Source organism: Kitasatospora sp. RG8 (assembly GCF_017813315.1).
Lineage (GTDB): Bacteria > Actinomycetota > Actinomycetes > Streptomycetales > Streptomycetaceae > Kitasatospora.
The window spans coordinates 152,734-178,775 of the sequence record NZ_JAGIYX010000017.1; the positions used below are offsets into that span (position 1 = coordinate 152,734).

At 72.9% G+C, this 26,042-nt stretch carries 27 protein-coding genes; 14 read left to right on the top strand and 13 right to left on the bottom strand.

The genetic code is table 11. The features are described from left to right. Nucleotides 1-153: 153 nt before the first annotated feature. On the top strand, nucleotides 154-576 hold the full coding sequence (locus J5Y04_RS24470; protein ID WP_209414235.1) for a hypothetical protein: 423 nt from the start codon (nucleotides 154-156) through the stop codon (nucleotides 574-576). 408 nt (nucleotides 577-984) lie between these two features. Here J5Y04_RS24470 and J5Y04_RS24475 read toward each other — a convergent pair whose 3' ends face one another. Further along, nucleotides 985-1,590: a DUF5134 domain-containing protein gene (locus tag J5Y04_RS24475; RefSeq protein WP_209414236.1), complete on the bottom strand. Its 606-nt coding sequence runs from the start codon at nucleotides 1,588-1,590 to the stop codon at nucleotides 985-987. 570 nt (nucleotides 1,591-2,160) lie between these two features. Beyond that, the gene (locus tag J5Y04_RS24480; RefSeq protein ID WP_209414237.1) at nucleotides 2,161-2,697 is read right to left on the bottom strand and encodes a hypothetical protein; all 537 of its coding nucleotides are present in this window, start codon (nucleotides 2,695-2,697) and stop codon (nucleotides 2,161-2,163) included. 466 nt (nucleotides 2,698-3,163) lie between these two features. Between J5Y04_RS24480 and J5Y04_RS24485 the strand changes: the two genes are divergently transcribed. After that, entirely contained in the window at nucleotides 3,164-3,859 is a 696-nt protein-coding gene (locus J5Y04_RS24485) for a DUF998 domain-containing protein (RefSeq protein WP_209414238.1), read from the top strand. A gap of 15 nt (nucleotides 3,860-3,874) precedes the next feature. On the opposite strand, the gene J5Y04_RS24490 is transcribed toward J5Y04_RS24485, so the two are convergent. After that, a protein-coding gene (locus J5Y04_RS24490) for an IS5 family transposase (RefSeq protein WP_374106095.1) occupies nucleotides 3,875-4,725 on the bottom strand; the annotation gives its coding sequence in 2 pieces (ribosomal slippage) (nucleotides 3,875-4,389 and nucleotides 4,389-4,725; 852 coding nt in all). A gap of 491 nt (nucleotides 4,726-5,216) precedes the next feature. On the opposite strand from J5Y04_RS24490, the gene J5Y04_RS24495 reads away from it, so the two are divergent. After that, entirely contained in the window at nucleotides 5,217-5,453 is a 237-nt protein-coding gene (locus J5Y04_RS24495) for a hypothetical protein (RefSeq protein ID WP_209414239.1), read from the top strand. Nucleotides 5,454-5,900: 447 nt separating this feature from the next. On the opposite strand, the gene J5Y04_RS24500 is transcribed toward J5Y04_RS24495, so the two are convergent. Further along, on the bottom strand, nucleotides 5,901-6,560 hold the full coding sequence (locus tag J5Y04_RS24500; RefSeq protein WP_209414240.1) for a rhomboid-like protein: 660 nt from the start codon (nucleotides 6,558-6,560) through the stop codon (nucleotides 5,901-5,903). A gap of 276 nt (nucleotides 6,561-6,836) precedes the next feature. Beyond that, on the bottom strand, nucleotides 6,837-7,520 hold the full coding sequence (locus J5Y04_RS24505; RefSeq protein ID WP_209414241.1) for a hypothetical protein: 684 nt from the start codon (nucleotides 7,518-7,520) through the stop codon (nucleotides 6,837-6,839). An 844-nt stretch (nucleotides 7,521-8,364) separates the two neighbouring features. Here J5Y04_RS24505 and J5Y04_RS24510 point away from each other — a divergent pair. From J5Y04_RS24510 to J5Y04_RS24525, 4 genes are all read left to right on the top strand, one after another. Then, nucleotides 8,365-10,455 carry an alpha-galactosidase gene (locus J5Y04_RS24510; RefSeq protein ID WP_209414242.1) on the top strand — a complete coding sequence of 697 codons (2,091 nt, stop codon included), beginning with the start codon at nucleotides 8,365-8,367 and terminating at the stop codon, nucleotides 10,453-10,455. 410 nt (nucleotides 10,456-10,865) lie between these two features. Next, nucleotides 10,866-11,531, top strand: coding sequence for a DedA family protein (locus J5Y04_RS24515; protein WP_209414243.1), 666 nt, complete (start codon nucleotides 10,866-10,868; stop codon nucleotides 11,529-11,531). A gap of 88 nt (nucleotides 11,532-11,619) precedes the next feature. After that, on the top strand, nucleotides 11,620-12,291 hold the full coding sequence (locus tag J5Y04_RS24520; protein WP_209414244.1) for an O-methyltransferase: 672 nt from the start codon (nucleotides 11,620-11,622) through the stop codon (nucleotides 12,289-12,291). Nucleotides 12,292-12,328: 37 nt separating this feature from the next. Next, complete coding sequence (locus tag J5Y04_RS24525) at nucleotides 12,329-13,228, top strand: Gfo/Idh/MocA family protein (RefSeq protein WP_209414245.1); 900 nt, start codon at nucleotides 12,329-12,331, stop codon at nucleotides 13,226-13,228. A gap of 175 nt (nucleotides 13,229-13,403) precedes the next feature. Here the strand turns inward: J5Y04_RS24525 and J5Y04_RS24530 are convergent, their stop codons facing one another. Both J5Y04_RS24530 and J5Y04_RS24535 read right to left on the bottom strand, forming a co-directional pair. Beyond that, complete coding sequence (locus tag J5Y04_RS24530) at nucleotides 13,404-14,501, bottom strand: hypothetical protein (protein ID WP_209414246.1); 1,098 nt, start codon at nucleotides 14,499-14,501, stop codon at nucleotides 13,404-13,406. A gap of 179 nt (nucleotides 14,502-14,680) precedes the next feature. Beyond that, on the bottom strand, nucleotides 14,681-15,817 hold the full coding sequence (locus J5Y04_RS24535; RefSeq protein WP_209414247.1) for an LUD domain-containing protein: 1,137 nt from the start codon (nucleotides 15,815-15,817) through the stop codon (nucleotides 14,681-14,683). 151 nt (nucleotides 15,818-15,968) lie between these two features. Here J5Y04_RS24535 and sigJ point away from each other — a divergent pair, with 151 nt between their 5' ends. Further along, the gene (sigJ, locus tag J5Y04_RS24540) at nucleotides 15,969-16,919 is read left to right on the top strand and encodes an RNA polymerase sigma factor SigJ (protein ID WP_209414248.1); all 951 of its coding nucleotides are present in this window, start codon (nucleotides 15,969-15,971) and stop codon (nucleotides 16,917-16,919) included. A 94-nt stretch (nucleotides 16,920-17,013) separates the two neighbouring features. Here the strand turns inward: sigJ and J5Y04_RS24545 are convergent, their stop codons facing one another. The 3 genes from J5Y04_RS24545 to J5Y04_RS24555 are packed head-to-tail and all read right to left on the bottom strand — an operon-like array spanning nucleotide 17,014 to nucleotide 17,803. Continuing rightward, nucleotides 17,014-17,238 carry a hypothetical protein gene (locus J5Y04_RS24545; protein ID WP_209414249.1) on the bottom strand — a complete coding sequence of 75 codons (225 nt, stop codon included), beginning with the start codon at nucleotides 17,236-17,238 and terminating at the stop codon, nucleotides 17,014-17,016. Further along, on the bottom strand, nucleotides 17,235-17,441 hold the full coding sequence (locus tag J5Y04_RS24550; RefSeq protein ID WP_209414250.1) for a hypothetical protein: 207 nt from the start codon (nucleotides 17,439-17,441) through the stop codon (nucleotides 17,235-17,237). The genes J5Y04_RS24545 and J5Y04_RS24550 overlap by 4 nt, the downstream gene beginning before the upstream one ends. After that, nucleotides 17,438-17,803 (bottom strand): hypothetical protein, encoded by a 366-nt coding sequence (locus J5Y04_RS24555; RefSeq protein WP_209414251.1) that lies wholly within the window; start codon nucleotides 17,801-17,803, stop codon nucleotides 17,438-17,440. Before J5Y04_RS24555 ends, J5Y04_RS24550 begins: the two co-directional genes overlap by 4 nt. 106 nt (nucleotides 17,804-17,909) lie before the next feature. Between J5Y04_RS24555 and J5Y04_RS24560 the strand changes: the two genes are divergently transcribed. From J5Y04_RS24560 to J5Y04_RS24580, 5 genes are all read left to right on the top strand, one after another. Next, nucleotides 17,910-18,734, top strand: coding sequence for a helix-turn-helix transcriptional regulator (locus J5Y04_RS24560; protein ID WP_209414252.1), 825 nt, complete (start codon nucleotides 17,910-17,912; stop codon nucleotides 18,732-18,734). Between the two features lie 3 nt (nucleotides 18,735-18,737). After that, nucleotides 18,738-18,947, top strand: a complete 210-nt coding sequence (locus J5Y04_RS24565; protein ID WP_209414253.1) for a DUF397 domain-containing protein — start codon at nucleotides 18,738-18,740, stop codon at nucleotides 18,945-18,947. A gap of 133 nt (nucleotides 18,948-19,080) precedes the next feature. Continuing rightward, nucleotides 19,081-20,109 (top strand): phosphotransferase family protein, encoded by a 1,029-nt coding sequence (locus tag J5Y04_RS24570; RefSeq protein WP_209414254.1) that lies wholly within the window; start codon nucleotides 19,081-19,083, stop codon nucleotides 20,107-20,109. Further along, nucleotides 20,109-21,320 (top strand): acyl-CoA dehydrogenase family protein, encoded by a 1,212-nt coding sequence (locus J5Y04_RS24575; protein WP_209414255.1) that lies wholly within the window; start codon nucleotides 20,109-20,111, stop codon nucleotides 21,318-21,320. Before J5Y04_RS24570 ends, J5Y04_RS24575 begins: the two co-directional genes overlap by 1 nt. 132 nt (nucleotides 21,321-21,452) lie before the next feature. After that, nucleotides 21,453-22,739 (top strand): esterase, encoded by a 1,287-nt coding sequence (locus tag J5Y04_RS24580; protein ID WP_209414256.1) that lies wholly within the window; start codon nucleotides 21,453-21,455, stop codon nucleotides 22,737-22,739. A gap of 79 nt (nucleotides 22,740-22,818) precedes the next feature. On the opposite strand, the gene J5Y04_RS24585 is transcribed toward J5Y04_RS24580, so the two are convergent. Beyond that, nucleotides 22,819-23,232, bottom strand: coding sequence for a helix-turn-helix domain-containing protein (locus J5Y04_RS24585; RefSeq protein WP_209414257.1), 414 nt, complete (start codon nucleotides 23,230-23,232; stop codon nucleotides 22,819-22,821). A gap of 94 nt (nucleotides 23,233-23,326) precedes the next feature. Here J5Y04_RS24585 and J5Y04_RS24590 point away from each other — a divergent pair, with 94 nt between their 5' ends. Continuing rightward, nucleotides 23,327-24,193 (top strand): NAD(P)H-binding protein, encoded by an 867-nt coding sequence (locus J5Y04_RS24590; protein ID WP_209414258.1) that lies wholly within the window; start codon nucleotides 23,327-23,329, stop codon nucleotides 24,191-24,193. 7 nt (nucleotides 24,194-24,200) lie between these two features. On the opposite strand, the gene J5Y04_RS24595 is transcribed toward J5Y04_RS24590, so the two are convergent. Next, nucleotides 24,201-25,172 carry an NADPH:quinone oxidoreductase family protein gene (locus J5Y04_RS24595; protein ID WP_209414259.1) on the bottom strand — a complete coding sequence of 324 codons (972 nt, stop codon included), beginning with the start codon at nucleotides 25,170-25,172 and terminating at the stop codon, nucleotides 24,201-24,203. Beyond that, a complete protein-coding gene (locus J5Y04_RS24600; protein WP_209414260.1) occupies nucleotides 25,169-25,948 on the bottom strand; it encodes an SDR family oxidoreductase in 780 nt (259 codons plus the stop codon). Before J5Y04_RS24600 ends, J5Y04_RS24595 begins: the two co-directional genes overlap by 4 nt. Nucleotides 25,949-26,042 lie beyond the last annotated feature (94 nt).

The window sequence follows — 26,042 nt, forward strand, 5'->3', positions numbered from 1 at the left end:
CGGCGACGACCGCCCCAAAGGTGTTTCGTCTGCAAACGTTCGGGAGGGTGAACCGTGCGCGCTATCCGGACGCGCAGCACTGGCGGCGCGGTCCGGCCGCAGGACCCTGGAGCGAGGTGCTCGATCTGCCTCACCTAGTCCAGGAGGGACGAAATGAACGTCAACGAGTTGACCGGGACGTACACCTACCGGAGCTTTCTCGAGCTGCCGGATCCCGTCGACGACTTCAACAAGCTCCGGTTCGCACAGGCGGAGCTGAGGCTGGTGGCCGCACCGGACGGCGCCGTCAGCGGTGAGCTGATCCTGTCGGATCCGGGCGAGCAACCGTTGATCGTCATGGATATGACCGGTCGGGCATCGGCCTCGTCCCGCGTCTCGTTCACCCTGAGCGGCCGGGGCCGGCCGCCCATCGCGGACTTCCACTACGAGTACGACGGCAGCATCCTTCGCCACTGGGAGACCGGAGTCGACCAGCGGATGGTCCTCGCCGGGACGGTGCTGCGGGCTGAGCCCCACGGGGGTGCGCCCGCCGGGCAGACCGCGAGCTTCCTCGCGGTGCGGCGCGACGACGCGTAACCCTCTCGACCCACGGTCCGGCCGCCGCGTCGGCAGGAGCGTCGGCCGGGCCGCGACGGTCACGGCGGCCCACGGGGCACCCGGCCCTGTGGGCCGGGCGCGCCGGCCGGTCGGTGCGACAGGCCGGGCGGTGTCGATCGCGGGCTCATGCACGGGAACCCCCGTTCCGGTGGCCGTACTCCCGTTCTCCAAGGTAGGCCGGGGCGCCGTGGGGCGCGCGGGGAGCCGGGCCGGGCGCGTCGGCGGTCACCCTCCGTTCCCACGGCCGCGGCAACAGGGAGTGACCAGAACGGCGGGGTACTACAACTGACGAACAGTCGGCGCCGCTGCGTCCCGGTCGGACCGGCACCAGCGCGGCGCTGCGGCCGGGTGCCGGCGTCCCCGGCGCACCCATCGGCCAATCCGCCGTCAGCTCATGGCGAGCAGCATGTAGAACATGCCCATCGCCATCACCGTCCGCCGCGCGGCGACCAGCCCGGACGAGGTCAGGACGGCCGGGCCGCCGGCGCGGGTGAGCCGGGCGCCGGCTGCCGGGCGTGGCAGGAACGAGCCGGCGCCCCAGAGGACGTAGCCCAGGAAGTACGCGGCCAGGGCGAGCAGAGCCCACTCCGGTACGGCGGAACCGATGCTCTCGTGGGTGGCACCGCCACCGGCGTGCTGGTGCGCCGGTGCCATGCACAGCACCAGCGCGGCCATCGCACCCGCACTGAGGACGTGGTGGGGGTAGTGGCTCCAGGCGCCCGCGAACGCCGAGCGGGGGTGGCGGCCCAATCGCCCCGCCAGGAGGAGTGTCGGCCAGGCCACCGAAGCGGTGAGCAGTGCCGCCCACAGGACGGGTGACAAGGGGTCGAACGCCGGCGCCATCATCCCGACCATGGCGAGTGCCATGACGATCTCGGTCGGCTCCAGCCGACGGTCCGGGCAGCCACGTCCCACGACGACCAGGACGCAGTGGACCGTGCAGCAGCCGGTCAGGGCGATCAGCAGGGCGGTGGCGATCACGGGTTCATGCACGGGAACCCCCGTTCCACGGTCGCGCCCCGACCCCGGTGGAGTGGGCGACGATCCGGCCGTTGTGGGAGGCCCTTCGCCTGGTGAGCGCCCCGTGGGCTCCCCTTCCACGGTAGGCCGGGCTGTCGTACGACGCTCGGGGAGGCCGGCCGGTGCTGACGCCCGCCTTCGCGTGCACCACGAAGGCGGGCACGTGGCGACCCGGCGACCGGTCAGCCCGCGGAGTCCCGGCCCCGTCCGCGCCGCCACCACCGGACACCGACGGCAGCGGCGAGCACGCCGACGCCGATGCCGACGCCGATGCCGACGCCGATGGGGACGGTCGGTGACGGGCCGCCGTCCTCACCGGCGGAGGCGGGCGGCACGCTCGGTGACGCGGACGGCGACGCGGACGGGGCGGCACTCGGGGTGGCGGTGCCTGCGGCCGCGGTGCTCGTGCACCAGCCGGGTCCGCGCCGCCCCCACGACGGACCGGCGTGCCCGGGAATCGGGTGGTGGGGCTCCGGGGTGGCGGTTCCGTGGACCGGGGTTCGGGGGCCTGCTCGACTGCCCGTGTCGGGGAGGGGGCCGGGGTCACGTCCTCCCGTGCTCCCGGAGGGTGCGGCGGGCGGCGCCCAGGACGAGCAGGGCCCAGAGGATGCCGACCCCGCCCACGACGTAGACCCCGCCGCCGAAGGGGGTCTCCGCGTCCGTCGCGGCCGGCGGGGCCCAGCCCTCCGGGTCGACGAGGACCGTGATGGTGGTGCCGACGGACGCCGCCGACGAGCAGCCCGAGCCGTCGTACGAGCCGTGCGGCAGCGGCAGGCCGTCGGCTCGGCGGATGCCGCACGTCCAGCTCACCCGGCCGCTCCTGTCCTTCTGGCGGTGGGCCGAGGTGATCACCACGTCGGCCGCCGTCCCGCGGTGGTCGATCAGCTCCGCACGGAGGCTGTTCACAGGTGTGACGATCAGGAGGATGCCGAGCAGGACGCCGGGCCAGAGCACCCAGCCGCTGGCTCGCACCACCACCAGCCCTCCGAGCGCCCCGATGAGTACCAGGACGGCGAGGATCATGCCGGCGGCGTTGTAGTCGGGGTTGGTGGCGATCGCCAGTAGCCCGACCATCAGCACCGGGGCGAATATCCCGGTCAGGAGCGCCGTCCGGCGGACGGTACGGGGCGACGGTCGCCGGTCGTTCCCGGCGCGCCTCCGGCCGGCTCCCTTCCGGCCGGCGGGCCTAGGTGGCCGCACCACGCCCTCGGCGAGTGGTCTCTTCTGCTTCTTCGTCCGGCTCCGTGCCATGCCGCCCCCCGTTCGGTCGCTGACCAGTCGCACGTCTGACTGCCCGTGCGCCTGACTGCCCATGCCTCTGACTGCCCGTGCGTCTGACTGCCCGTGCCGCCACAGTGTGACGCAGGCTCCGGGGGCCGGGAAGTGGACCACCACTGCACAAGCGTGACCACAGGATCGGCGCGAACCCGGTTCCCGCCCCTGCTGGGCGGGTACACCCGCAGCGACCGCCGCCCGGTGGTGCGCCGGCCCCACCGGCCTCGCCGCCCGCGGCCCGACAGCCTCAGCGCGTCAAGGGGGCCGTTCCATGTCCGATCACCCCTCAGTCGATCACCCCTCAGCCGGCCACCAGGCCCAGGACGAGCAGACCGTGCGACGCCTCCGCCTGGGCATCGGCGTCCTCGGCCTGCTGCTGCCGATCGTCCTGCCCGTCGGCAACAGCCTCACCTCCTCCCGCATCGCCCTGCTCAGCTCGATGAGCGCGTCGTACTACAGCCACATGCGCAACGTCTTCGTCGGTGGCCTCTGCGCGATCGGCGTCTTCCTGATCTGCTACCGCCACGACCGACGGGAGGACCGCCTGAGTTCGGTGGCCGGCGTCCTGGCGATCCTGGTGGCACTCTTCCCCGCCGAGCCACCGGCGTCGGTCACACCACACCCGACCACCGCGCAGACGATCATCGGCACGTTCCATCTCTGCTTCGCCGCAGGCCTGTTCGGCGTACTCGCGTACTTCTGCCTCCAGCTCTTCGCGGATTCGCCGTCCACGGGCGGGCGGCGGCCCGCGCGCGACTGGGTGTACCTGGTCTGCGGCTGGGTGATCGTGGCGTGCGTCGTCGTGGTCGCAGCCGGAGCCGTCCTCCACCTCGCCTGGGACTCGCCCCTGACCTTGATGTACGCCGGCGAGGCGGTCTCCGTCCTCGCGTTCGGGGTGGCCTGGCTGGTGAAGAGCGAAGCCGTTGTCACCTTGGTGCCGCGGCCCGCGCCGGACACCGCCACCTAGGTCGTTTCTTTCGGATCAGCGGGCGGACCAGATGAAGATGCCTGCGATGTGGAGTCCGGCCCGGTGGACGGTGGCGGTCTTCTCGTAGCGGGTGGCCAGGCCGCGCCAGTTCTTCAGGCGGTTGATGCACCGTTCGACGGTGTTGCGCTGCTTGTAGGCCTCGCGGTCGAAGGCCGGCGGGCGACCGCCTCGGCGGCCCTTGCGTTTGCGGTTGGCAATCTGGTCGGCGGGCTGCGGGATCACCGCCCGGATGTTGCGCCTTCGCAGGTGTTCGCGGATGGCCCTCGACGAGTAGGCCCGGTCCGCCAGGACCACGAGGGGCCGGGTGCGTGGTCGTCCGACCGGCCTGGGCACGCGCAGGGCGGCCGTGACGTACTCGAACGCGGGCGCGTCGCCGGCCTGGCCGGGCGTGAGCACGAAGCACATCGGGCGGCAGCGGCTGTCCGCTGCCAGATGGATCTTCGTCGTCAGCCCGCCGCGGGAACGCCCGATCGCATGGTGGCCGGGTTCGTCGGCCGGGGCCCCTTTTGACGGGCCCCGGCCGCGTTCTGGTGCGCGCGAACGATCGTGGAGTCGACCGCCACGACCCAGTCCAGGTCGCCCTCGGCGTCGGCCTGCGCGAGCAGGGCGGTGAAGACCCGCTCCCAGGTTCCGTCGATCGCCCAGTTCCGGAGCCGGGTGTAGGCGCCCTTCCACGAGCCGTACTTCTCGGGCAGGTGCACCCACTGCGAGCCGGTCTGGAACTTCCACGCGATCGCGTCGATCACTTCCCGGTGATCACGCCACCGCCCGCCCCGCTTCGGCGTCCGGTCCGGCAACAACGGCTCTATCCGCGCCCACTGCGCGTCAGTCAACGACACGACCAGACCAACGATCCGATGATCGGAAAGAAACGCCCTAGCGCTCCGACCGGGAAGGTTCACCAGGAAGGTTCACCGGGTCGGCGCCGCAGGGCCCTTGGCCGGTTGGACGTCGCGAGACGTCCAACGTGGAAGCGCTGCCGGGCCGTGGGCTCTCGAAGAAGTCCGGCTTCCGCCGGCGAACTCGTCCGGCCTCGCCGGACGGCTTGCTCGCTCGCAGGTCAGGCGGCGCATGATCGTCGGTTCAGCGGCCGGGCGTCATTGCGGGTTGTTAGGGTGGGGCCGGTCAGGGACAGCTGAGGGGTGGGGGATCCATGGGTTCGCAGGACGGTAGTGACCGTACGGGTTTTGGGTGCGTGGCGTGCTGCGCCGAGGACGCTGCGGTGGCGGGGGAGCACCACCGCAGCCGCGAGGGGGTCCGGCTCGAGACGATGATTCGGGACGACTCGCATTTCATCGTCTCAGTTCAGCGGTGCGGCCTGTGCTCGCAGGCCTTCGTGAGCGTGTTCACCGAGTACGTCGACTGGGTCTCCTCGCAGGACGCGCAGTACCGCACCGTGCTGCCGATCACGGACGCCGAGGCGGACGACCTGGCGGCGGGGCGGTTGAGCCCGCACCAGGCAGGGGCCCTGGGAGACGGCCGCCGCTATCTGCAGAGCGACTGGCCGAGCGGTGCCGAGAAGCCGTCCGAGTACTGGGGCAGCGGCGCCTTCGGGGTCCGCGAGGGGTACTGAGCCGGACGGCGCGCTGTGGGCCTGTCGGTTGTGCATGTCGTTGTCGCCCCGGCGGCGACCGCCCGGCGTGATCCGAAAGAGAGGCCCTAGTCCTCAGCCGCCTCGGGGCGGGCATCAGTGCGGCTTCGGGAGGATCCGGACCTCCCGGTTGCACGTCCCGGCCGCGAGGCCACACGCTCGTAGCCCCGGGCCCACCGCCCGGGCTCGCGCACCGGCCGGTCCCGCCGCACACGGCCGCACATGACCGAACTCGACCGGACTTCGGCTTCCGGCCGGGGCACTGAACGGGCGTACTGAACCGGGGCACTGAACCGGCGCACCGCGGCGGCCTCCGCGTGCAGTCCCCGGGCGTCGACTTCCACGGCCCCAGGCGGTGCGTTCCGGATCACCGTCGCGCTGCGCATCGTCGCTGCGTTGCGCACGGCGTCAGGCCCGGCCGGTGCGCGTTCATGGTCCGGGCGGCGCCTGGCGGGCGGGCCGGCGGGCCACCGGCGGGAGACCGAGCCGGTGGGCGCCCGCGACGGCAAGGCCGGCGGTGAAGGCGAGCACGTGGCCGACGGCGGACACCTCGCCGTCCCCGATCCCGGACAGCAGGTCGGGGGCGGCGACCGCCAGCATCACCAGCCACACCACCCGCGACCACACCGGACGGGCCAGCCCGGTCGCCACCGCCAGCGCGGCCACCACGACGTAGGACGGGCCGGTGTCCAGGACGTGCGACTCGGTGGCCGGCAGCGAGCCGTGCTCGATGCGCCACCACACCAGTGCCTCCGTCAGTCCGGTCGCGGCCACGTGGGCGAGGGCCAGCGCCGCCACCGCGCGACGGGCGCCGAGCACCGAGACCACCGCGAACGCGGAGAGCGCGAACGCCGGCCACACCCACACGGTGTTCTGCGGCACGAACGCGGACACCACCAGCGACTCGACCGGGTGGCCCGACGGCCACGGGCGCAGGTTGTCGAGGTTGGTCGACGCCCACTCCCGCAGCGCCACCACCCGCTCGGGAGGCAGCAGCCGCAGGACCGGCCACATCGCGGTGAGCACGGCCACGTACCAGAACGCCGGGTTGCGGACCAGGCGCCGCAGCGGAGGAAGCGTCGGACGCATGCCGGCCACTACCGGGCGCGACGCCGACGCAGAGGTCGACGTCGAGGCCGAGGCCGAGGAGGACAGGGCCGATGACGAGGATTCAGTGTGCTCCGACACCCGCCGATCGTATGCTGCCGCCTGCGCTCCTCCGGTCACGCCCCTGCCCCTGTCGGCGTCCGGCCGGTTCATAGGTCGGACAGGTCGGAGAGGCCAGGCGGGTCGGACACGTCGTACAGGCCGTAGCAGTCGCGTGCGCCCGGGGGGAGGTGAGGCGCGCCCGTGTCCCCAGGGGGGTCACTGGCGGCTCCACGGGCGGATGAAGTCGTGGAGGGCCCGGAGGGCTGCGGGGGCGAGGGTCTTGGTGTTGACCGGTGTGCCGGCCTGGTGGAGGAGGTGGTCCAGGCCGTGCAGGGTCTTCAGCCCGGGGCCGCCGGTGTGAGCGGCGGCAAGGGCGTTGACCAGCGGGGGTGTGGTCCGGCAGGGGATGTTGGCGTCCGCCGTGCCGCAGGTGACGATGACTCGCGTGCCGGGGGCGATGCGGCGGGCGGCGTCGGGCGGATAGATGGCGTCGTCGGTGCGTACGTATCGGGCCATCAGCGGGCTGAAGCCCCCGTTCAGTGTGGTGGCGATCGGCGGGATGATCCCGCTGGTGTCCACGGGACGGGCCGCGCGGAAGTCCGCGATCGCGCGGGAGGTGTCCTTCTTGTTGGCCTCGCCCTGCTCGGCGGTGAGCCGGCCGATTGCGACGTACTGGTCGATCTGGTCTGCGAGTTGGTAGTCGAGGATGTCGAGGATGCGTTGGTCCTGGGGTGCGAGCAGGGCAAGGCCGGCCGGTTCCGGGCGCACGACCGGGGCGACCAGGAGGGCGCGCAGAGCGCCCTCGCTGTGTCCCACGATCAACAGGGCGTGCGGGTCGGCCTCCGGCTGGCTTCGCAGCGCGCCGTTCGCGGCGGCGGCCTGCCTGGTGAGGGCGTCCATGTCGATGCGGCCGGGGTCGTCGCTGGTCGTGGATGGGTGGGGTGAGCTGATGGGCCGGCGCGATGCCGGTGGCACCGCAGCCGGGAATCGGTGATCAGGAGGAGTGTCAACCGGCCCTGAAAATGCCGGAGTTGACGGTCCTGCGGCGACGACCGGTGGACGGTGGGAATTCCGGTGTCCGGCTGCTCGGCCGTCTGCCGCGCAGGTCTCGGTTCACCGCCGCGGCACGCTCGATGAGTGCCACCGCCGTACGCGGATCGGAGAGGTGAGCGACCGGATCCAGCGATGGAAGTGCCGTCGTGGGCCCGGCCTGCGAAGAGTTCCGCGGCCGACCGAACCACTTCGGCCGCGTCGGATCCGCTGGGGCGACCCATGGGGCGACCCTACACAGTTGAGGAACGATCAGTCAAGAACGATCGTTCCTCAACGTTGCCAGCGGGGTCGAGCGGCCGTACGGGCCGCTTCCAGGCCGGGCCTCGGGGGCCTCCGGGGCCTTCCGGTCGCCCGGCCGTCGGGCCTCTCGCCCCGACCCGCGATGCGGCTGTACCGGCGTCAAGTTGGGGTTTTGTGTTGAGTCTTGTGAGTTGCTGATGTGTGCAATATCGTATTGCACTGCCGTCGAGACCGACGGTTCGTGATTCCCCCACGTCAGTGCCTCGCCGGCGGCGACTCTCCGAGTGCTGTCGCCGAGGTGCTCCTGCAGTTCCCGTGCGCACCCGCATCTCCCGATCGATGCCTCGGTGTGCCACGGCGCAGAGCCGACCCACCCCCAACCAGCCGTGGCCGGGCCCGTTCTTCGGGCTGCCCGTGCCCCGGCCCACTCACTCCCTCGGGAAGCCCCCACATGCGCACATCGCCACATCGCGTCGCCGGCATGCTGGCCGCCATGGCCCTCGCCGTCTCCGGCCTCGGCGCGACCTCCCTCGTCACCGCCGCTCCGGCTGCCGCTCTCGGCAACGGCAACGCCCTGACCCCGCCCATGGGGTGGAACTCCTGGAACAGCCTGGGCACCCAGGTCAACCAGACCCAGGTCAAGCAGACCATCGACTTCATGGCGGCCAACGGCCTGGTCCAGGCCGGCTACAACACCGTCACGATCGACGACGGCTGGTCGGTGCGCCACCGCGACGGCCAGACCGCGGACTTCGCGAAGAACCGTGACAACGGCATGCAGCTGTACGACAACTACGGCAACCCGGTCTCCGGCACCGACGGCTCCGGCAACGACCCCACCAGCGGGCACCTGGTCCCCGACGCCGGCCGCTTCCCCTCGCAGACCGTCAACGGCCGCACGGTGAACGGGATCGAGTACCTGGCCTGGTACGCGCACAGCAAGGGCATGAAGTTCGGCCTGTACGCCACCGCCACCTACACCACCTGCCAGGGTCACCCCGGCAGCCTGGGCCACGAGACCACCGACGCGAACGACTTCGTCGCCTGGGGCGTCGACTACGTCAAGTACGACGACTGCCCGTACGGCCCGACCATCGTCGGCCCCGACGGCTACAGCTACTACCCGCAGGGCCAGGGCAAGGAGCTCACCAAGTCCATCTACGCCCGGACACAGACCTTCCAGCGGGCCCTGGACGCCGCCACCGCCGCCGCGGGCAGGCCGAAGGTGACCCTCAGCCTCTCCGCACAGCCCGCGCACACCGGCATCCCGTACCTGCTGGACGCCAACGACCCGGCCCGTACCGACCCGCTGATCGTGGCCGCCGGCGTCCAGCCGCACCAGGCCGCCGGCTACTACCCCACGGGCGTGTGGTGCGGCCAGGTCGCCAACCTGTGCCGGATCGGCGGGGACCGGGACAGCGAACTGGACGGCGTGCTCTACAACGGTCAGCTCCAGACCGCCCTGAGGTACCCGGGCAACGCCCACCCCGGCAGCTGGAACGACATGGACATGATGTTCGCCGGCTGGCAGGACGTGAACGGCATCTGGGGCGTCACCGACTTCAACAAGGGCAGCAAGCCGTTCACCGACGACGAGTCGCGCACCGAGCTGTCCATCCTGTCGATGATGGCCGCCCCGCTCATCTCCGGCGCCGACCTGCGCACCACGGCCGACGCGCAGCGCTCCGCGAACGGCTACACCTGGTCCACCGGGATCAACTCCTCCGCCCTGGCGCTGCTGAAGAACCCCGACATGATCGCCATCGACCAGGACGGCCTCGCCAAGCCGGCCACCCTGGTCGGCACCCCGCCCACCTCCCCGACGGCTCCGGTGATCCTCAAGCGCCAGCTCGCCAACGGTGACCTGGCCGTCGCCCTGATCAACCAGGACCCGAACAACTGGGCCATGCCCAGCGCCAGCTTCACCGACCTCGGCGTGACCGGCTCCAGCTACTCCTACCGCGAGCTGTGGACCGGCGCGACCGGCACCACCACCGGCACCATCGGCGGCAACTGGATCCCCGCGCACGGCGTCGCCCTCTACCGCATCGCCGGCGCGAGCATCGGCATGGGCAGCGGCAACGACGGCAACCGGCCGAGCGTCGTCGGCGACGGCAAGTACCACGCGATCAGCGCGGGCGGCACCGGCGGCCAGGCACTCGAAGTCAAGGGCGGCTGCTACGCCCCGATCGGCGGCAACTCCGGCATCAACGCCTACCAGAGCGGCAACGCCGCCCAGCAGTGGCTGTTCACGCCCAACGCGGACGGCACCGTGACGATCACCGACAACTGCTACACCGCCACCCAGACGCACACCGTGCTCGCCGCCGGCGGCGGAGTCGGCAGCGCCTACCTGCTCAACCCCACGGCCAACAACCCCTGGCAGAAGTGGAAGATCACCCAGAACAGCGCCGGCGCGCTGACCATCACCAACGTCGGCAACGGCCTGGTCCTGGACGTCGCCGCCACCGCCGGCTCGACCGGGATGACCAACCCGGCCAACCCCGCCGCAGCCGGGCAGAGCTGGACCGTCCTGTCCTGACGCTCCTGATCCGGCCACGGCCGGGCCCGGCACGGTGCACCACCGTGCCGGGCCCGGCCGTCGGCCAATGCGGTCCGGACCGCCTCGCGCAGCCGCCCGCGATGCCGCGGGCCGTGGACGCGGAGGGCGGGACCGGCTCCGGGCCGGGCGGGCCGGCCGTCACCGGCAGGCGGCCGGCCCGCCCGGCGTGCACGACGTACGGCGGCCTGGGCGGATGCAGGAACCACCGCGATGCGTCGTACGTCGTAGTGGGGGGTGATCGGCCAGGGGGACAGGCCGCCTCGGCACGTTAGGCTTCACTTTCGGGGTGCGGCCTGGGTGCCGCCATCGGATCGACGCCGAGTCCGCCGGCCAGGCACCGCCGTGTGCCGCCGCCACCGCGGCTCGTCCTGCCACGGAGGTAACCGGCCTTGCACATCGACGCCTGGATCGAGAGCGTCCCGCCGACCGCGGTGTACGCCTTGGTCGCCCTGATCATCGGGCTGGAATCGCTGGGCATCCCGCTACCCGGTGAGATCGCCCTGGTCACAGCGTCCCTGATGTCGGTCAAGGGTGTGGTGAGCCCGTGGGGCGTCGCGGCCTGCGCGATCGCGGGCGCGATCATCGGCGACTCGATCGGTTACTCGATCGGGCGCAAGGGAGGCAAGCCGCTCTTCGAGAAGCTGGGACGGAGGTTCCCCAAGCACTTCGGGCCCGCGCACCTGGCCACCGCCGAGCGGTCGTTCCAGAAGTGGGGCATGTGGGCGGTCTTCTTCGGCCGCTTCATCGCCCTGTTGCGCATCTTCGCCGGTCCGCTGGCGGGCGCGCTGAAGATGCCGTACTGGAAGTTCCTGATCGCCAACGTGCTGGGCGGCATCGTCTGGGCCGGTGGAACGACGCTGCTGGTCTACAAGGTCGGCAAGAGCATCGAGCCGTGGCTGGCCCGGTTCTCCTGGGCGGGCCTGGGCGCGGCGCTGGCCATCGGCCTGATCTCGGCCTGGGTGATGAAGCGGCGGGCTGCCAAGACCCACGCCCGGATCGAGGCGGAGGAGGCGGCTGCGGCGGCCTCGTCCGTCAACGCCACCGTCGCGGAGTGACGGAGCGCTCCCAGCGGCAGTCCGGTGTTGTCGGGCCCCCGGAGTAGCATCAGCAGGTACCTGCCGATCTTGCACTCTGGAGGGCCCGATGGCACAGCAGCCGACGTGGGACGCCGTGGACGCGTACTTCTCCGAGCAGCTGGTCGGGCACGATCCGGCGCTGGAGGCGGCGTCCGCCGCAGCCGACGCCGCCGGGCTGCCGCGCATCGCCGTCGCCCCGAACCAGGGCAAGCTGCTGCACCTGCTGGCGCTCACGTCCGGTGCCCGGCGGATCCTGGAGGTCGGAACGCTCGGCGGCTACAGCGCGATCTGGCTGGCCCGGGCGCTGCCTGCCGACGGCATCCTGATCACCCTGGAGATCGATCCGAAGCACGCGGAGGTCGCTCGGGGGAACCTCGCGCGCGCCGGACTGGAGAGGCTCGCCGAGGTCCGGCTCGGCCCGGCCGCCGACACGCTGGCCGCCATGGTCGAGGAGCGTGTGGAGCCCTTCGACCTGGTCTTCATCGACGCGGACAAGCCGAGCAACCCCGAATACTTCCGCCGGGCGCTGCAGCTGACCAGGCCGGGTTCACTGATCATCGTGGACAACGTGGTGCGCGGCGGCGCCGTCGCGGACGCCGACAGTACCGACCCGGGCGTGATCGGGACGCGCGCGCTGCACGAGCTCGTCGCCGCCGAGCCGGGAGTCAGCGCGACCTCGGTGCAGACCGTTGGCAGCAAGGGCTACGACGGCTTCATGCTGGCCCGCGTCCAGGGCTGACGGCAGCGTAGGCAAGGCAAGGAAGAAGAGGGACTGTATGCGGATCGGACTGCTGGGCACCGGCCCCTGGGCGGCGCGGGTGCACGCGCCCGTCCTGGCGGCGCACCCCTCCTACGAGTTCGCGGGTGTCTGGGCCCGCCGCCCCGAGGCGGCCGACGCCCTCGGCGAGGCGCACGGCGTCCCCGGGTACGCGGACCTCGACCGGCTGCTCTCCGAGGTGGACGCCGTCTCCATCGCCCTGCCGCCGACCGTCCAGGCCGACCTGGCGGTGCGCGCCGCCGAGGCCGGCTGCCACCTGCTGCTGGACAAGCCGGTCGCGCTGACCGTCCCGGACGCCCGGCGCGTCGTGCGGGCCACCGGGGCGCACGGCGTCGCCTCCGTGGTCTTCTTCACCGTCCGCTTCGGCGGCGAGCAGATCCCGTGGATCGAGAAGCAGGCCGCGACCGGGGGCTGGTTCACCGGGCGCTCCGACTGGCTCGGCTCGGTGTTCGCCCCCGACAGCACCAGCCCGTACGCGGCCTCGCCGTGGCGCCGGGAGAAGGGCGCGCTCTGGGACGTCGGCCCGCACGCCCTCTCCGTGCTGCTCCCGGTTCTCGGGGACGTCACCCTGGTGACCGCCGTGGCCGGCCCGCTGGACACCGTCCACCTGGTGCTGCGGCACGCCGGCGGCGCGTCGAGCACGCTCGCGCTGAGCCTGACCGCGCCGGTCGCGGCCGGCGGCACGGGCATGGAGCTGCGCGGCGAGTCCGGCGTCGTCCACCTCCCCGAGCGCGGCGAGGGCCCGGTCGCGGCGCTCCACCGCGCCCTGGACGCCCTGGCCGAGTCCGCCCGCACCGGCGAGCTCCACCCCTGCGACGCCGCCTTCGGCCTGCGCACCGTGGAGATCCTCGCCGCCGCCGAACGCTCCCTCGCCTCCGGCGGCCCGGTGGAGGTCTGAGCCCCGGAAGCGGGTGACCCCCTGGTCCACCCGACCCCTGGCCCACCCGGGCCCCGGGTCCACCCGGGCCCGTGGTCCGCGCCGTCCTCGGCCCGGCCCGGCCCGGCCTGGCCCGGCGCTGCCCCCGCCCCGCCCCGGCCCGGCGCCGCCCCCGGCGCGCGGGCGTCGTCGACGCTCACCCCTTGCCGATGACTCCCGGGCGGCGGTCGGCCGGGCGGGCCGGGGGGATGGCGGGGGCGTGGAAGTCGCGCGGGCCGGTCCACAGCGCCGGGACGGCGTCGCTGCGGCGGGCCAGCTCGTAGGCGAGCGCCTCGTAGTTGACGCGCCAGCCGTGGAAGTGCGGCCAGGCGTCGGCGGTGGCGCGTTCGCGGGGGAAGCCGGCCGCGGTGATCATGGCGACGGCGGCGTCGAACTCGGTGTAGGTGAGGCGGATCGGGGTCTCGGGGGACGGGTCCGGGTCGAAGTCGACGCGCAGCGAGCGGGCGATGTCGCGCAGCGCGGTGAATCCGGCGCGCAGGACGAGTCGGGCCTCCGGCGGGGCCGAGCGCGGATTGATGGCGAGGTGGATGGCGGCCGCGTCCATCACGGCGACCAGGCCGACCACCCAGCTGCGGTTCGGCTGCGGGGAGCGGAAGGAGAGCAGCACGGGGTAGTTGGAGTGGCTCTCGCCGATGTCGGCGGCGAGCCGCTCCCAGTCGCGGTAGAGCTGGGGGAGCGCGTTCTCGGTGTCCACCAGGGACTGGCGGGCCAGCAGCTCGGGCCCCCAGGCGGGCTCGCCGGCCCGGGACTGGAGGAGCGTCACCTCCACCTCGCGGCGGTTGTAGGCGCCGTACAGGGTGGGCAGATAGGCGATCTGAAGGGCGATCACCAGCGGGCCGCTGGCGGCGGCCATGAAGTCGATCGCGGACAGGTGGAGCCGCTCCCCGCTGGCGAACCCGAGGGTGAAGAGGCTGGAGCCGGCCTCCCGGAAGGCAACCGCCCAGTCCAGCTCCGAGGTGCCGTGCAGCAGCAGTGTGTAGGCGACCAGCATGGCGCCCAGCCAGACCCCGAGCATGCCGACCAGGATGAGCGGCGCGAGCCAGGTCTGCGCCCGGTCCTGCGAGCGGTACGTGCCGAACGGCGTGGCGGAGAGCCGCAGCAACGTCCGCAGCATCCGCCAGAGCCGGTGCACCAGGGCGGAGTACAGGCCGCGCGGGACGACGAGCGTGCGCAGGATGCTGCCGATGGTCAGCAGCAGGAGAAGTACGCCGGCCAGGGTGTGGATCAACCTCATGGGGGACATTGTGGCGGTCGGTTGAGGCGGCCGCGGTCACAGGGTGCGCCGCCGGTCGCCGGGGAACCGGCCGGGACGGTCGCGTGGTGATCGAGGCGTCGACGCAGAAGGACGGCGCCCCGCCCCGTCCCAGTGCGGGGCGCCGTCCGGTCCACGGCGTCCCACCGCGGCGCCGGATGTCAGAATCCGACGGCCTCGCGCAGCAGCAGGACGGTGCCGCGCCCGGGCTGCGGCTCGGCGTTGAGGACGAGCAGACGGTTGACCGCGCTCTGCTGCCCGTAGGCCGCCTGGGCGCGCACGTTCTCCAGCGGGAGGGCGTGCTCCTCGACCCGGCGCAGTGCGGTGTTCAGGTCGGGCACCACCTTCTGCGCCCCGACGATCCAGATCGCCTTCGCGGCGCCGCCCGCGCAGGCGGGCAGCTGGCTGCCGCTGCCCGAGGCGATGACGAGCGAGCCGGTCTCGGTCACGGCCGCGACGCTGGCCACGAAGACGTCCGGGGTGGCCACCAGCCGGCGGATCCGGTCGGACTCGGTGGCGCGGTCCATCGTCAGCACGAGCGGCCGGACGGCCCGGTAGCGGTCGCCCTCCTCGATGTCCTGCGCGATGCCGGAGAGCCCGAGCGTCTCGCTGGCCCCGGTGAACACGCTCGCGCCCTCCGGTATCAGTTCCCTGACGCGGGCGCGGGCCGCCGCGGCATCGTCGAGCAGTTCGGCGGCGAAGCCGTTCGCCCGCAGTGCCGCGACCGCCCGGTCCAGCCGCTCGGCGGACGCCGGAGCGCCGAAGTCGTCGGCCGAGCCCGTGGCCGGCGCGTCCGCCCCGGAGGCCTCCGAGGCCGGGCCGGCGTCCCCCGTCTCACCGGTGCCGTGCGCCTGTGCGTCGGGGCCCGGCGCGAAACCCCGCAGCGGGGTCGTGTCGACGTACTTGACCTCGTAGACCCGCTCGGTGAACCGCCAGCCCTTCGGAGTACGGCGGTAGCTGTCGTGGTAGACGGCGAAGTTCAGGCCCGACCGGCCGTCGAGCATCCGCGCGACCTCCTGCATGTAGGTGCGGCCCGTGGCCGTGTCGCCGTCGAGACGGATCACGCCCGGGTGGCTGTTCTGCACGAAGAAGTCCCACTGGGCCTGGAGGCGTTCGCCACCGGTACGGATCTCCTCCCGGCCGATGAACTCCACCGGGACGTTGGGCATGCGCAGCACGCCGTCGGGGGTGAACAGCGCGGCGAGGCGGGCGCGGTCGCGCATCATCGCCGCGTCGGTGAACTCGCCGCGCAGCGCCTCGATCTCGACGCGGTCGGCGATCTCCTGGAAGTCGTTCATGTTCGGCGTCCTGTTCTGTGGCCGGTGTGTTCCCCTTCATCCGGTCCGACAACGCAGCCCCGCGAAACGTGAGGCGGGCCGTCGACCTCACATTCCGGCGCTCTGCTTCGTCGTAGTGGAGAGGGACCGAGAACGAGGAGCCGGAGAACACATGACCACCCCGCGGGAACAGTCACAGCGGCAGGCCGAGGAGCAGCACGACCCGGGCCTGGAGACGATCATGAGCGAGCGGCGGCAGCTGCTCAATCTCGGCTACCGGCTGCTCGGGTCCCTGGCCGACGCGGAGGACGTCGTCCAGGAGACCTACACCCGTTGGTACGCGATGTCCCCGGAGCGGCGGGAGGCCGTCGAGTCACCGGGCGCCTGGCTGACGACGGTGGCCAGCCGGGTCTGTCTGAACCTGCTCGGTTCGGCGCGCAGTCGGCGGGAGACCTACGTCGGGGAGTGGATTCCGGAGCCGCTGCCCGACCCGGCCGAGTGGATCGCCGGGGCGGGGGGTGGTGCCGGTGTGGACCCGGCCGACAGGATCACCCTCGACGAGTCGGTGACCATGGCCTTCCTGGTGGTGTTCGAGTCGTTGACCCCGGCCGAGCGTGTCGCGTTCGTGCTGCACGACGTCTTCCGCTACCCGTTCGCCGAGGTGGCGGAGATCGTCGGCCGCAGCCCGGCGGCCTGCCGTCAACTGGCGTCCTCGGCCCGCCGCCGCATCGCCGCGCGGACCGAGGTGAGCCCGGACACGGCCCGGCAGGCGGGCGTCGTCCGGCGGTTCAAGGCGGCCTGGGAGGCGCAGGACATCGAGGCCCTGCTCGGTCTCCTCGACCCGGGCGCCACCGCGGTCTCCGACGGTGGCGGCCGCGTTGTCGCCCACCTGCTGCCGGTCGAGGGCGCGGAGCAGATCGCCCGCCTCTATCTCACGATCGCCCGGCTCGCGCCGCCCCGAACGATCCTGGAGCGCACCGTCAACGGGCTGCCGGGCCTGGTGATCGAGTCACAGGGCCGGATCGAGACGGTGTTCGCGTTCGAGGTCGCCGAGGACGACCGGATCACGCGCATCTGGGCGGTGCGCAACCCGGACAAGCTCCAGCCGTGGCAGCTGTCCTGACCGTCCTCCGCCGGGGCGATCTCGTTGGTGTCGGTGATGGTGTGACAGCCGCTCGTCGCCTTGTGTCGGAGACGAGCGGCGGCTTGGTGAGAGGTCAGGAGTGGATGAGAAGTCCGAGCAGGTACGTCTGGGCGGACGCGAGGGAGTAGAAGCGCCTGATCCGGTGGGAGGAGCCCGGCACACGCAGGTACTCGTGTCGCGAACGGTCCCGGATTCCCCAGCACTCCAGCAGGAGGAAGTGCGGGCTACGGGAGTCGATCAGGCGGATCTCGTACCGGCCGGGCGGGGCCGCGGGCGGATCGCCCGTCGCGCTGCTCACCGCTCAACTTCGGTGCCGGGAGCGGGCGTTCCGTTGTCGCGCACCCACGCCTGCGCGTTGTCGTAGGAGTGGAAGCGCAGGGGCTCGGGGTGCGTCGGGAGAGCCTTCACCAGTGCGCCGGTCGCGCGGTCGCGGACGACCCACACCGGGTACGAGGCGCCGTCGGGGGCGCCGGCGGGGACGATCCCGTACCGGTCGGTCACCGACGGGTCACCTGGAGGAAGCCGCCTGCCTTCTCGACCTGCCGGGCGAACTCGTCGTACTCGCCGTCGATGGGCGAGATGGCGGCCTTGCTGGCGACGAGGATCGCGCCGGCCCGCTGGTCCTTGACGCGCTGAAGGGCGGCCTGGAGGCTGGACCGCCGCTCCGGGGGCGTCTCGGTGTCGTCGTCCAGGACGGTGAGGGAGACGTCCCAGTTGAAGGCGTGCGCGTACTGCTCGCAGCTGCGCATCTCCAGTTCGGGGAAGCGGGAGTCGGTCTTGGTCAGGTAGACCACCACCTGGAATCGGTCGATGGCTTCAGGTCGGGGTGCGTGCAGGGTCTCCGGGGGCTTCTGGATCTTCAAGGTCCGCTCCGTTCCGTAGCGAAGTGACTGCCGGGAGCGCCCACTGTCGTCTAAGCTGGGGAACCGTTCAACTTGCCTGCGTTTCCAGTGGAATTGGGTGTGAGTCTTGAACCGCAAGGAACTTGACCCAACGTCATCCCCTCGCGAGTCCTTCGGCGCACTTCTTCGCAGCTCACGTGAGGTACTGGGCTGGACCCAGGAGGACCTTGCCGCAGCCATGGGGTACTCGGACAGCTACATCTCGGCGGTGGAAACAGGGCGCAAATCCACCAGCCGTGACTTCGTCAGGGCGGCTGACAAGGCGCTCGGGACGGGCCAGACGCTTGAGCTGATGTGGGTCGGGATGAGGCGCAAGGGGTTCCTGGAGGGCTTTCCCGAGCATGCTGCGCAGGAGGCCCGCGCGGCTGAGATCAGGATCTTCGAACCGAACCTCATCCCTGGGCTCTTCCAGACCAGGGCCTACGCTTCGGCGAGAGAAGCGGCGGCGGTGCAGCGCGGAAGCAGTACGCCGGACCAGGCCGAGGAGAGGGTGAGGTTCCTCGTTGCGCGACAGCGACTTCTCAAGCGCGCCGAGCCACCCGTCATCCATGCGGTGATAGACGAGAGTGGCATCCGTCGCCCGGTGGGTGGCGCCGCGACGATGCGCGCGCAGCTGGACCACCTGGTCGACATGGCGTCCAGGCCCTATGTGATCTTCCAGGTGGCCCCGTTCAGCTTGGCCGAGCATGCCCCGTTCCGTTCCGTCGTCACCTTGTTGGCGTTTGCCGACCGTTCCGTGGTCGGCTACACGGAATCTGCGGATCACGGACATGTGGTGCGGGAGGACAGGACTGTCAGGACGTGGGAGAGAGCCTACGATCGGTTGCAGGTGGAAGCGCTGACCAGAGCGGCGTCCCTTGACCTGATTCGCAAGGCCCGAAAGGAACTCTGACTCATGAGCCGCCCAGACATGTCCCGCGCTTCCTGGTTCAAGTCCTCACACTCCGATAACGGGGGCACCTGCGTCGAGGTCTCGCCCGACTTCCCCGGCGTCGTGCCCGTCCGAGACTCGAAGGACCCCGAGGGGCCGGCGCTCCTCTTCCCCGCCGAAGCGTGGCGCTCCTTCGTCGCCGCGACCGTCGCCGGCGAGTTCGGCGACGTCTGACGTACGACCCGCCCCCGACGAACCCCCGGACCATGTGGCCGGGGGTTCGTCGCATTGACAGGGGGATCGCTCGGCTGGATGCTAAGCAAGCGCTTAGTCAACGCGACGGAATCGACCCCCGAGGAGCCGCCCGATGCCCGAGACCCCTGCCGACCCGCCCGGCCTGGACCTGGCCCGGCTCCGGGCCCACCTGGACCGCGAGCTGCCCGGTGCCGTCCAGGGGCAGCTGCGGGCCGAGCTCATCGAGGGCGGCCGCTCCAACCTCACCTACCGGCTCACCGACGGCACGGCCTGCCGGGTGCTGCGCCGGCCTCCGCTCGGGCACGTCCTGGCCACCGCCCACGACATGGGCCGCGAGTACCGGGTCATGACCGCCCTGCGCGACTCCGGCGTGCCCGTCCCGCGCACCCTGCTGATCGACCCCGGGACCGACGTGCTCGGCGCGCCCTGGTACCTCATGGAGTACGTGTCCGGAACCGCCCACCGCGATGCCGCGACCCTCGCCGCCCTCGGCGAGCAGCGGGTGCGCGCCCTCGGCCGGCGGCTGGTGGAGACCCTCGCCGCCCTGCACCGGATCGACCCGGCCGGCGTGGGCCTGGCTGACTTCGGCCACCCGGACGGCTACCTGGAGCGCCAGCTGCGCCGGTGGTCCAAGCAACTCGCCGCCTCCCGCAGCCGGGACCTGCCCGAGCTCGACCGGCTGCACGCCCTGCTCGCCGAACGGCTGCCCGTCTCCCCGGCGCCCGCCCTCGTGCACGGTGACTACCGCCTGGACAACGTGCTCGTCGACGACGCCGACGCGATCACCGCCGTGCTCGACTGGGAGATGTCCACGCTCGGCGACCCGCTCACCGACGTCGGCCTGCTGGTGATGTACACCGAACTCGCGGGTGTCGGCGGCGGCATCATCCCCTCCGCCATGGCCGCGCAAGGCTTCCCGAAGCCGGACGAAATCGTGTCGTACTACGCCGAACTGACTGGACGTCAGGCCGCCGACCTGGACTGGTACGTCGCCTTCGCCTCGTTCAAGCTCGCCGCCGTCGCCGAGGGCATCTTCTACCGCTACCAGCAGGGCCGCACCCTCGGTACCGGCTTCGAGCGCGCCGGCGAGATGGTGCCCGTCCTCGCCCGGCACGGCCTGAGCACCCTCAAGGAGAGCTGATGGACTTCGCCCACGACGCCCGGACCGACGACCTCCGCGAGCAGCTGCTCGCCTTCATGGACGAACACGTCCACCCCGCCGAGCCCGTCCTGGAGGAGCAGCTCGCCGACCCGGACCGTCCGCACTGGGACATCCCGCCCGTGGTCGCCGAGCTCCAGGCCGAGGCGCGCAAGCAGGGGCTCTGGAACCTCTTCCTGCCGGGAGAGCACGGCGCCGGCCTCACCAACCTCCAGTACGCGCCGCTCGCCGAGATCACCGGCCGCAGCCCGCAGCTCGCGCCGCCCGCCCTCAACTGCGCCGCCCCCGACACCGGCAACATGGAGCTGCTCGCCCAGTTCGGCTCCGCCGCGCAGCGCGAACAGTGGCTCGAACCCCTCCTCGACGCCCGCATCCGGTCCGCCTTCGCGATGACCGAGCCCGACGTCGCCTCCTCCGACGCCGCCAACATCGCCACCCGGATCGAGCGCGACGGCGACGAGTACGTCGTCACCGGCCGGAAGTGGTACATCACCGGGGCGATGAACCCGCAGTGCCGGATCCTCATCGTGATGGGCAAGACCGACCCCGACGCCGAGCCGCACCGCCGGCAGAGCATGATCCTCGTCCCGCGCGACACCCCCGGCGTCACCGTCCGGCGCGGGATGAAGGTGTTCGGCTACGACGACTCCGACCACGGCGGCCACGCCGAGATCCACTTCGACGGCGTCCGCGTCCCCGCCGCCAACCTGATCGGCGAGGAGGGCTCCGGATTCGCCATCGCCCAGGCCAGGCTCGGGCCCGGCCGCATCCACCACTGCATGCGCGCCATCGGCATGGCCGAGCGCGCCGTCGAGCTGATGTGCCGACGGACGCTGGACCGGGTCGCCTTCGGCCGGCCGCTCGCCGAACAGGGCGTCGTCCAGGACTGGATCGCCGAATCCCGCGTCAGGATCGAGCAGCTCAGGCTGCTCGTCCTCAAGACCGCCTGGCTGATGGACACCGTCGGCAACCGCGGCGCCCACACCGAGATCCAGGCCATCAAGATCGCCACCCCGCGCACCGTCGAATGGATCCTCGACAAGGCCGTCCAGGCCCACGGCGCGGCCGGCGTCAGCCAGGACACCGCGCTCGCCCAGCTCTGGGCCGGCAACCGGACGCTGCGCCTCGCCGACGGACCGGACGAGGTGCACAAGCGCTCACTGGCCCACCGCGAGCTCCGGCGGTACCGCTGACCTGCGTCATACCCGGGTAGTACCCGGCGGGTTGGCACCGCGGTATGACGTCCGCCCGCCACCTCGGCCCGTACTGTCGGCGTACGGGCCGGCCGGAGGCGGCGGGCGGACGACACGGGGAGCAGGGAGACCATGCGCACACGGGGACAGGGACGGGCGGCACGGACGGGCATCGCCGCGCTGGTGGCGGCGACGGCGCTGCTGGGCGCGGCGGCCGCACCCGCCGCGGCGGCCGGGGCACCGGTCGTGACGGAACGCCAGGCACGGGCCGCACTGCCGCAGCCCACCGGTCCCTACGCCGTCGGCACCACCGCACTGCACCTCACCGACCTCGGCCGGCAGGACCCGTGGCAGCCAGGACAGCCGCGCGAGCTGATGGTCAGCTTCTGGTACCCGGCCACCCGCCCCGCGTACGGCGACGAACGGGCCCGCTACATGGAGCCCCGCGCCGCCGCGCACTTCGGTGGCAAGGACGGCGCCGCCGTCTTCAACTACGGCGTGGAGCCCGGCCGGACGGACTGGTCCGGCGTCCGCACCCACGCCGGGCAGGACGCACCCGTGCTGCCCGGCGGCGGACCGCGCCCGGTGGTGCTCTTCTCGGCCGGGCTGGGCGACCCCCGCACCTGGGGCACCGGTCTGGTCGAGGACCTCGCCTCGCGCGGCTACGTCGTCGTCACCGTCGACCACCCCTACGACGCCTCCGAGGTGGAGTTCCCCGACGGCCGCCTCGTGGAGTCCGCCCTCCCGGGCCTGGCCGGGCCCGGCACCGACATCGGCGCCCTGCTGCGCAAGGCCCTGCAGACCCGGGTCGACGACACCCGCTTCGTCCTGGACGAACTCGCCGCGCTGCGCACCGACGGACGGCTGCCGGCCCGCCTGGCCGCCTCGCTCGACCTCACCCGGATCGGCATGGCAGGCCACTCCGCGGGCGGCTTCACCGCCGCCCAGGCCATGCACGACGACCCCCGGATCGCGGCCGGCGTCAACCTGGACGGCCAGTTCCACTTCCCCGGCCCGGACGGTACCGGCGTCCACCTGGGCAGCGTCGCCGAGGACGGCCTGGACCGCCCGTTCCTTCTGATGGGCACCGGGAGCGAGGACTCCGGCGACTACCACCACCAGCCCGGCTGGGACGCCTTCTGGCAGCACACCCGGGGCTGGAAGGCCGACGTCACCCTGACCGGCTCCCGGCACGGCTCGTACACCGACGCGCAGTCGCTGCTGCCCCAACTCGCCCGCCAGGGCGCGGTGCCCGGCGACGCCCTGCGGGCCGACGTCGGTGACATCCGCCCGGACCGGGCGGTGCTCGCCACCCGGGCCTACGTCGCGTCGTTCTTCGACCGCTGGCTGCGCGGACACGACGACCACCTGCTGGACGGGCCCTCGCCGCGCTTCCCGGAGATGGAGTTCGCCCGGTAGGACGGAGCCTCAGCGGATCCCGGCGGATCTCAGCGGATCTCAGCGGAGCCCAGCCGATCCCAGCGATCCCGGCGGAGCCTCAGCGGATCTCCGAACCCGGGTTGGCGGCGTCCCAGTCCCGCCGGGAACCGACGATCGCGTCGTGGTGGTCGTAGGACCAGTCCGCCATCGCCCGGACCAGGTGGGTCAGGCTGTGGCCGAGCGGCGTGAGCGCGTAGTCCACCTGGGGCGGGACGGTCGGGTGGACGGTGCGCGACACCAGGCCGTCCCGCTCCAGCCGGCGCACCGTCAGGGTCAGCATCCGCTGCGAGATCCCCGTCACGGCGCGCTGGAGCTCACGGAACCGCCGGACACCCTGGGCGAGTTCGACCAGCACCAGGACCGACCACTTGTCGCCGAGTCGGTCCAGCAGGTCACGGATCCCGCAGTCCACCCCGTCCTCGCACCAGACCACCGGCCGGGGGGTGGTTACCGCGGTGTGCCCCACTGACATGAAAGTGCCTCCTTACGCCGGAACCCCAGGCTACCGAGGATGGTCGCAGGGCAGGGCGCCGAGCCGGGCGCCCGGAAACCATCCTGGAGGAACCATGCTTCTCGTGACCGGTGTCAACGGCGGACTCGGCGCCCTCGTGCTGGAGCGGCTGGCGAAGCTGCCCGGGGGCCTCGACGGCGTCGTGGCCGGCAGCCGCACCCCCGACCGGACCCCGGTGGCCGGCGTCCCGGTCCGGACGGTGGACTTCGACCGGCCCGGGACGCTGACGGAAGCCTTCACCGGGGTCCGGACACTGCTGCTGATCTCGGCCGGCTACGGCGAGGACGACGTGGTGGTCGCCCGGCACCGGGCGGCCATCGAGGCCGCCGAGCGCGCCGGCGTCCGGCACGTCGTCTACACCAGCCTCTCCGGCGACGGCGACCACCTGGGATACGCGGCGGCCCACCGCTGGACCGAGCGCCGGCTGCGCGCGTCGACAACCCTGAGCTGGACGATCCTGCGCAACGGCCTCTACGCCGAGCTGCTGGGCGTCCTGGCCGCGCCCGACCAGGACGGCGTGATCACCGCGCCGCTCGGCGACGGCGGGCTGGCCGCCGTCGCCCGCGCCGACCTCGCCGAGGTCGCGGCCACCGTGGCCCTGGCCCCGGCCGGGCACGCCGGGCGGGTCTACGAACTGGTCGGCGAGCAGGCAATCGGTGGAGCGGACGTCGCCGCGGCGCTCGGCCGGGCCACCGGCCGCCCGGTCGCCTACCGCCCCGCCACCCTCGCCGAGGCCCGCGAGGCGGTGGCGGCGTCGGACGCGGCGCCCTTCCAGGTCCCGATGGTGCTGAGCACCTACTCGGCGGTCGCCCACGGCTTCCTGGACGGTCGTCAGCTCGACAACGCCCTGCCCGCCCTCCTCGGCCGCGCGCCGCGCCCGGCCCTCGACGTCATAGCCGGGGGCGCGGGCGCGGCCCGGTGATCAGGCCTCACTCGCCGAGGACGACCACCCGCCCGGTGCTGCGCCCGTCCGCGACCCGCTGGACGGCGTCGGCCGCCCGGGCCAGCGGCAGGCGGGCGCTCACCAGCGGGCGGACCACACCGGCCCCGGCCAGCTCGGTCAGCTCCTCGTGCGCGGCCAGGACGGCCTGCGGGTCACGGGAGTTGTAGAGGCCCCAGTGCAGGCCGAGGATGCTGTAGTTCTTCACCAGCGCGTGGTTGAGCGCCGCCGCCGGGATGTCGCCGCTCGCGAACCCGACCACCACGATCCGGCCCTCGAAGGCGACACACCTGGTCGAGCCGGTGAACGCGGCGCCGCCGACCGGGTCGAAGACCACGTCCGCGCCGCGCCCGCCGGTGGCCTCCTTGACCGCGGCGGTGAAGTCCACGGCCGTCCGGTCCACCACCAGGTCCGCGCCCAGCTCCCGGGCGACGGCCGCCTTGCCGGGCCCGCCGACCACGGCGATCACCCGCGCCCCGGCCGCCCGGCCGAGCTGGACCGCCGCACTGCCGACCCCGCCCGCGGCCGCGTGCACCAACAGCGTCTCGCCCGGCCGCAGCCCGGCCCGGCGGTGCAGGGCGAACCACGCGGTCTGGTAGCCGATGTGCAGGGCGGCGGCCTCGGCGTCGTCCAGCGGCCCGGGCGCCGGGAACGCGGCCGCGGCCTCCAGCAGCGCGTACTCGGCGAAGGCGCCGCCGGGCAGCACCGGGTTGCCGATCACCCGCTCGCCCGCGCGCTCCCCGGCCACCACCTCGCCGCACAGCTCCACCCCTGGGGTGAACGGCAGCGGCGGGCGCACCTGGTACTGGCCCCGGACCATCAGCGCGTCCGGGAAGTTGACGGCGGCGGCCCGCACCCGGACCAGCAGCTGCCCCGGCCCGGGGACCGGCCGCGGGACGTCCCCGACGAGCCGCATGGCCGCCCGGGGCTCGCCCAGCTCGGTGACCTGCCAGGCCCTCACAGGGCTCCACTCCTTTCCAGCCCCTGCTGGAGCCGGTTGACACCGGCCAGCCAGCGGTCCGGGTCGGTGGCGCGGACGGCGTAGTACTCGGCCACCTCGGGGTGCGGCAGGACGAGGAAGCGGTCCCGGCGCAGGGCGTCCAGCGTCGCCTCGGCGACGTCCTTCGCGTCCAGCGCGGTCGGTGCCAGCAGCGCCTCGCCGACCGCACCGGTCGAGGCGAGCATGTCGGTGCGCACGCCCTGCGGGCAGAGCGCGTGGACGCGCAGGCCACGGTGACGGTAGGTGGCGGAGAGCCACTCGGCGAAGGCCAGCGCGCCGTGCTTGGAGACGGCGTACGGCGCCGAGCCGAGCATGGTGAGCAGCCCGGCGGCCGAGACGGTGGCCACGAACCGGCCGGTGCCGCGTTCCAGCCAGCGGGGGAGCAGCAGGTCGGCGGCCCGGACGTGGGCGAGCACGTTGACCTCCCAGGCGCCCGCCCAGACGTCGGCCGGGGCGCCGGCCCCGCCGACCGGGGCGACTCCGGCGTTGGCGCACCAGACGTCGATCTCGCCGAGCGCCTCGCGGGCCCGGCCGACCAGGTCGGCGAGGCCCTCCGCCGAGGCGGCGTCGCCGGGGGCGGCGGTGCCGCCGGTCTCGGCGGCCACCGCGCGGGCGGCCGCGGCGTCCAGGTCGTTGACCACCACCCGGGCGCCGGCCGCCGCGAAGGCGCGGGCCAGCGCGGCGCCGATGCCCCGGCCGGCGCCGGTGACCACCACGCCCTGGCCGGTGAAGTCCACCGGCTCCCCGGCGGCGGTTCCCGTTGTGTCCCCGTCCCCGGCCCCGGTTGCCTTTCCGGCCCCGCTTGCCTCTCCGGCCCCGGTCACGTCGTCG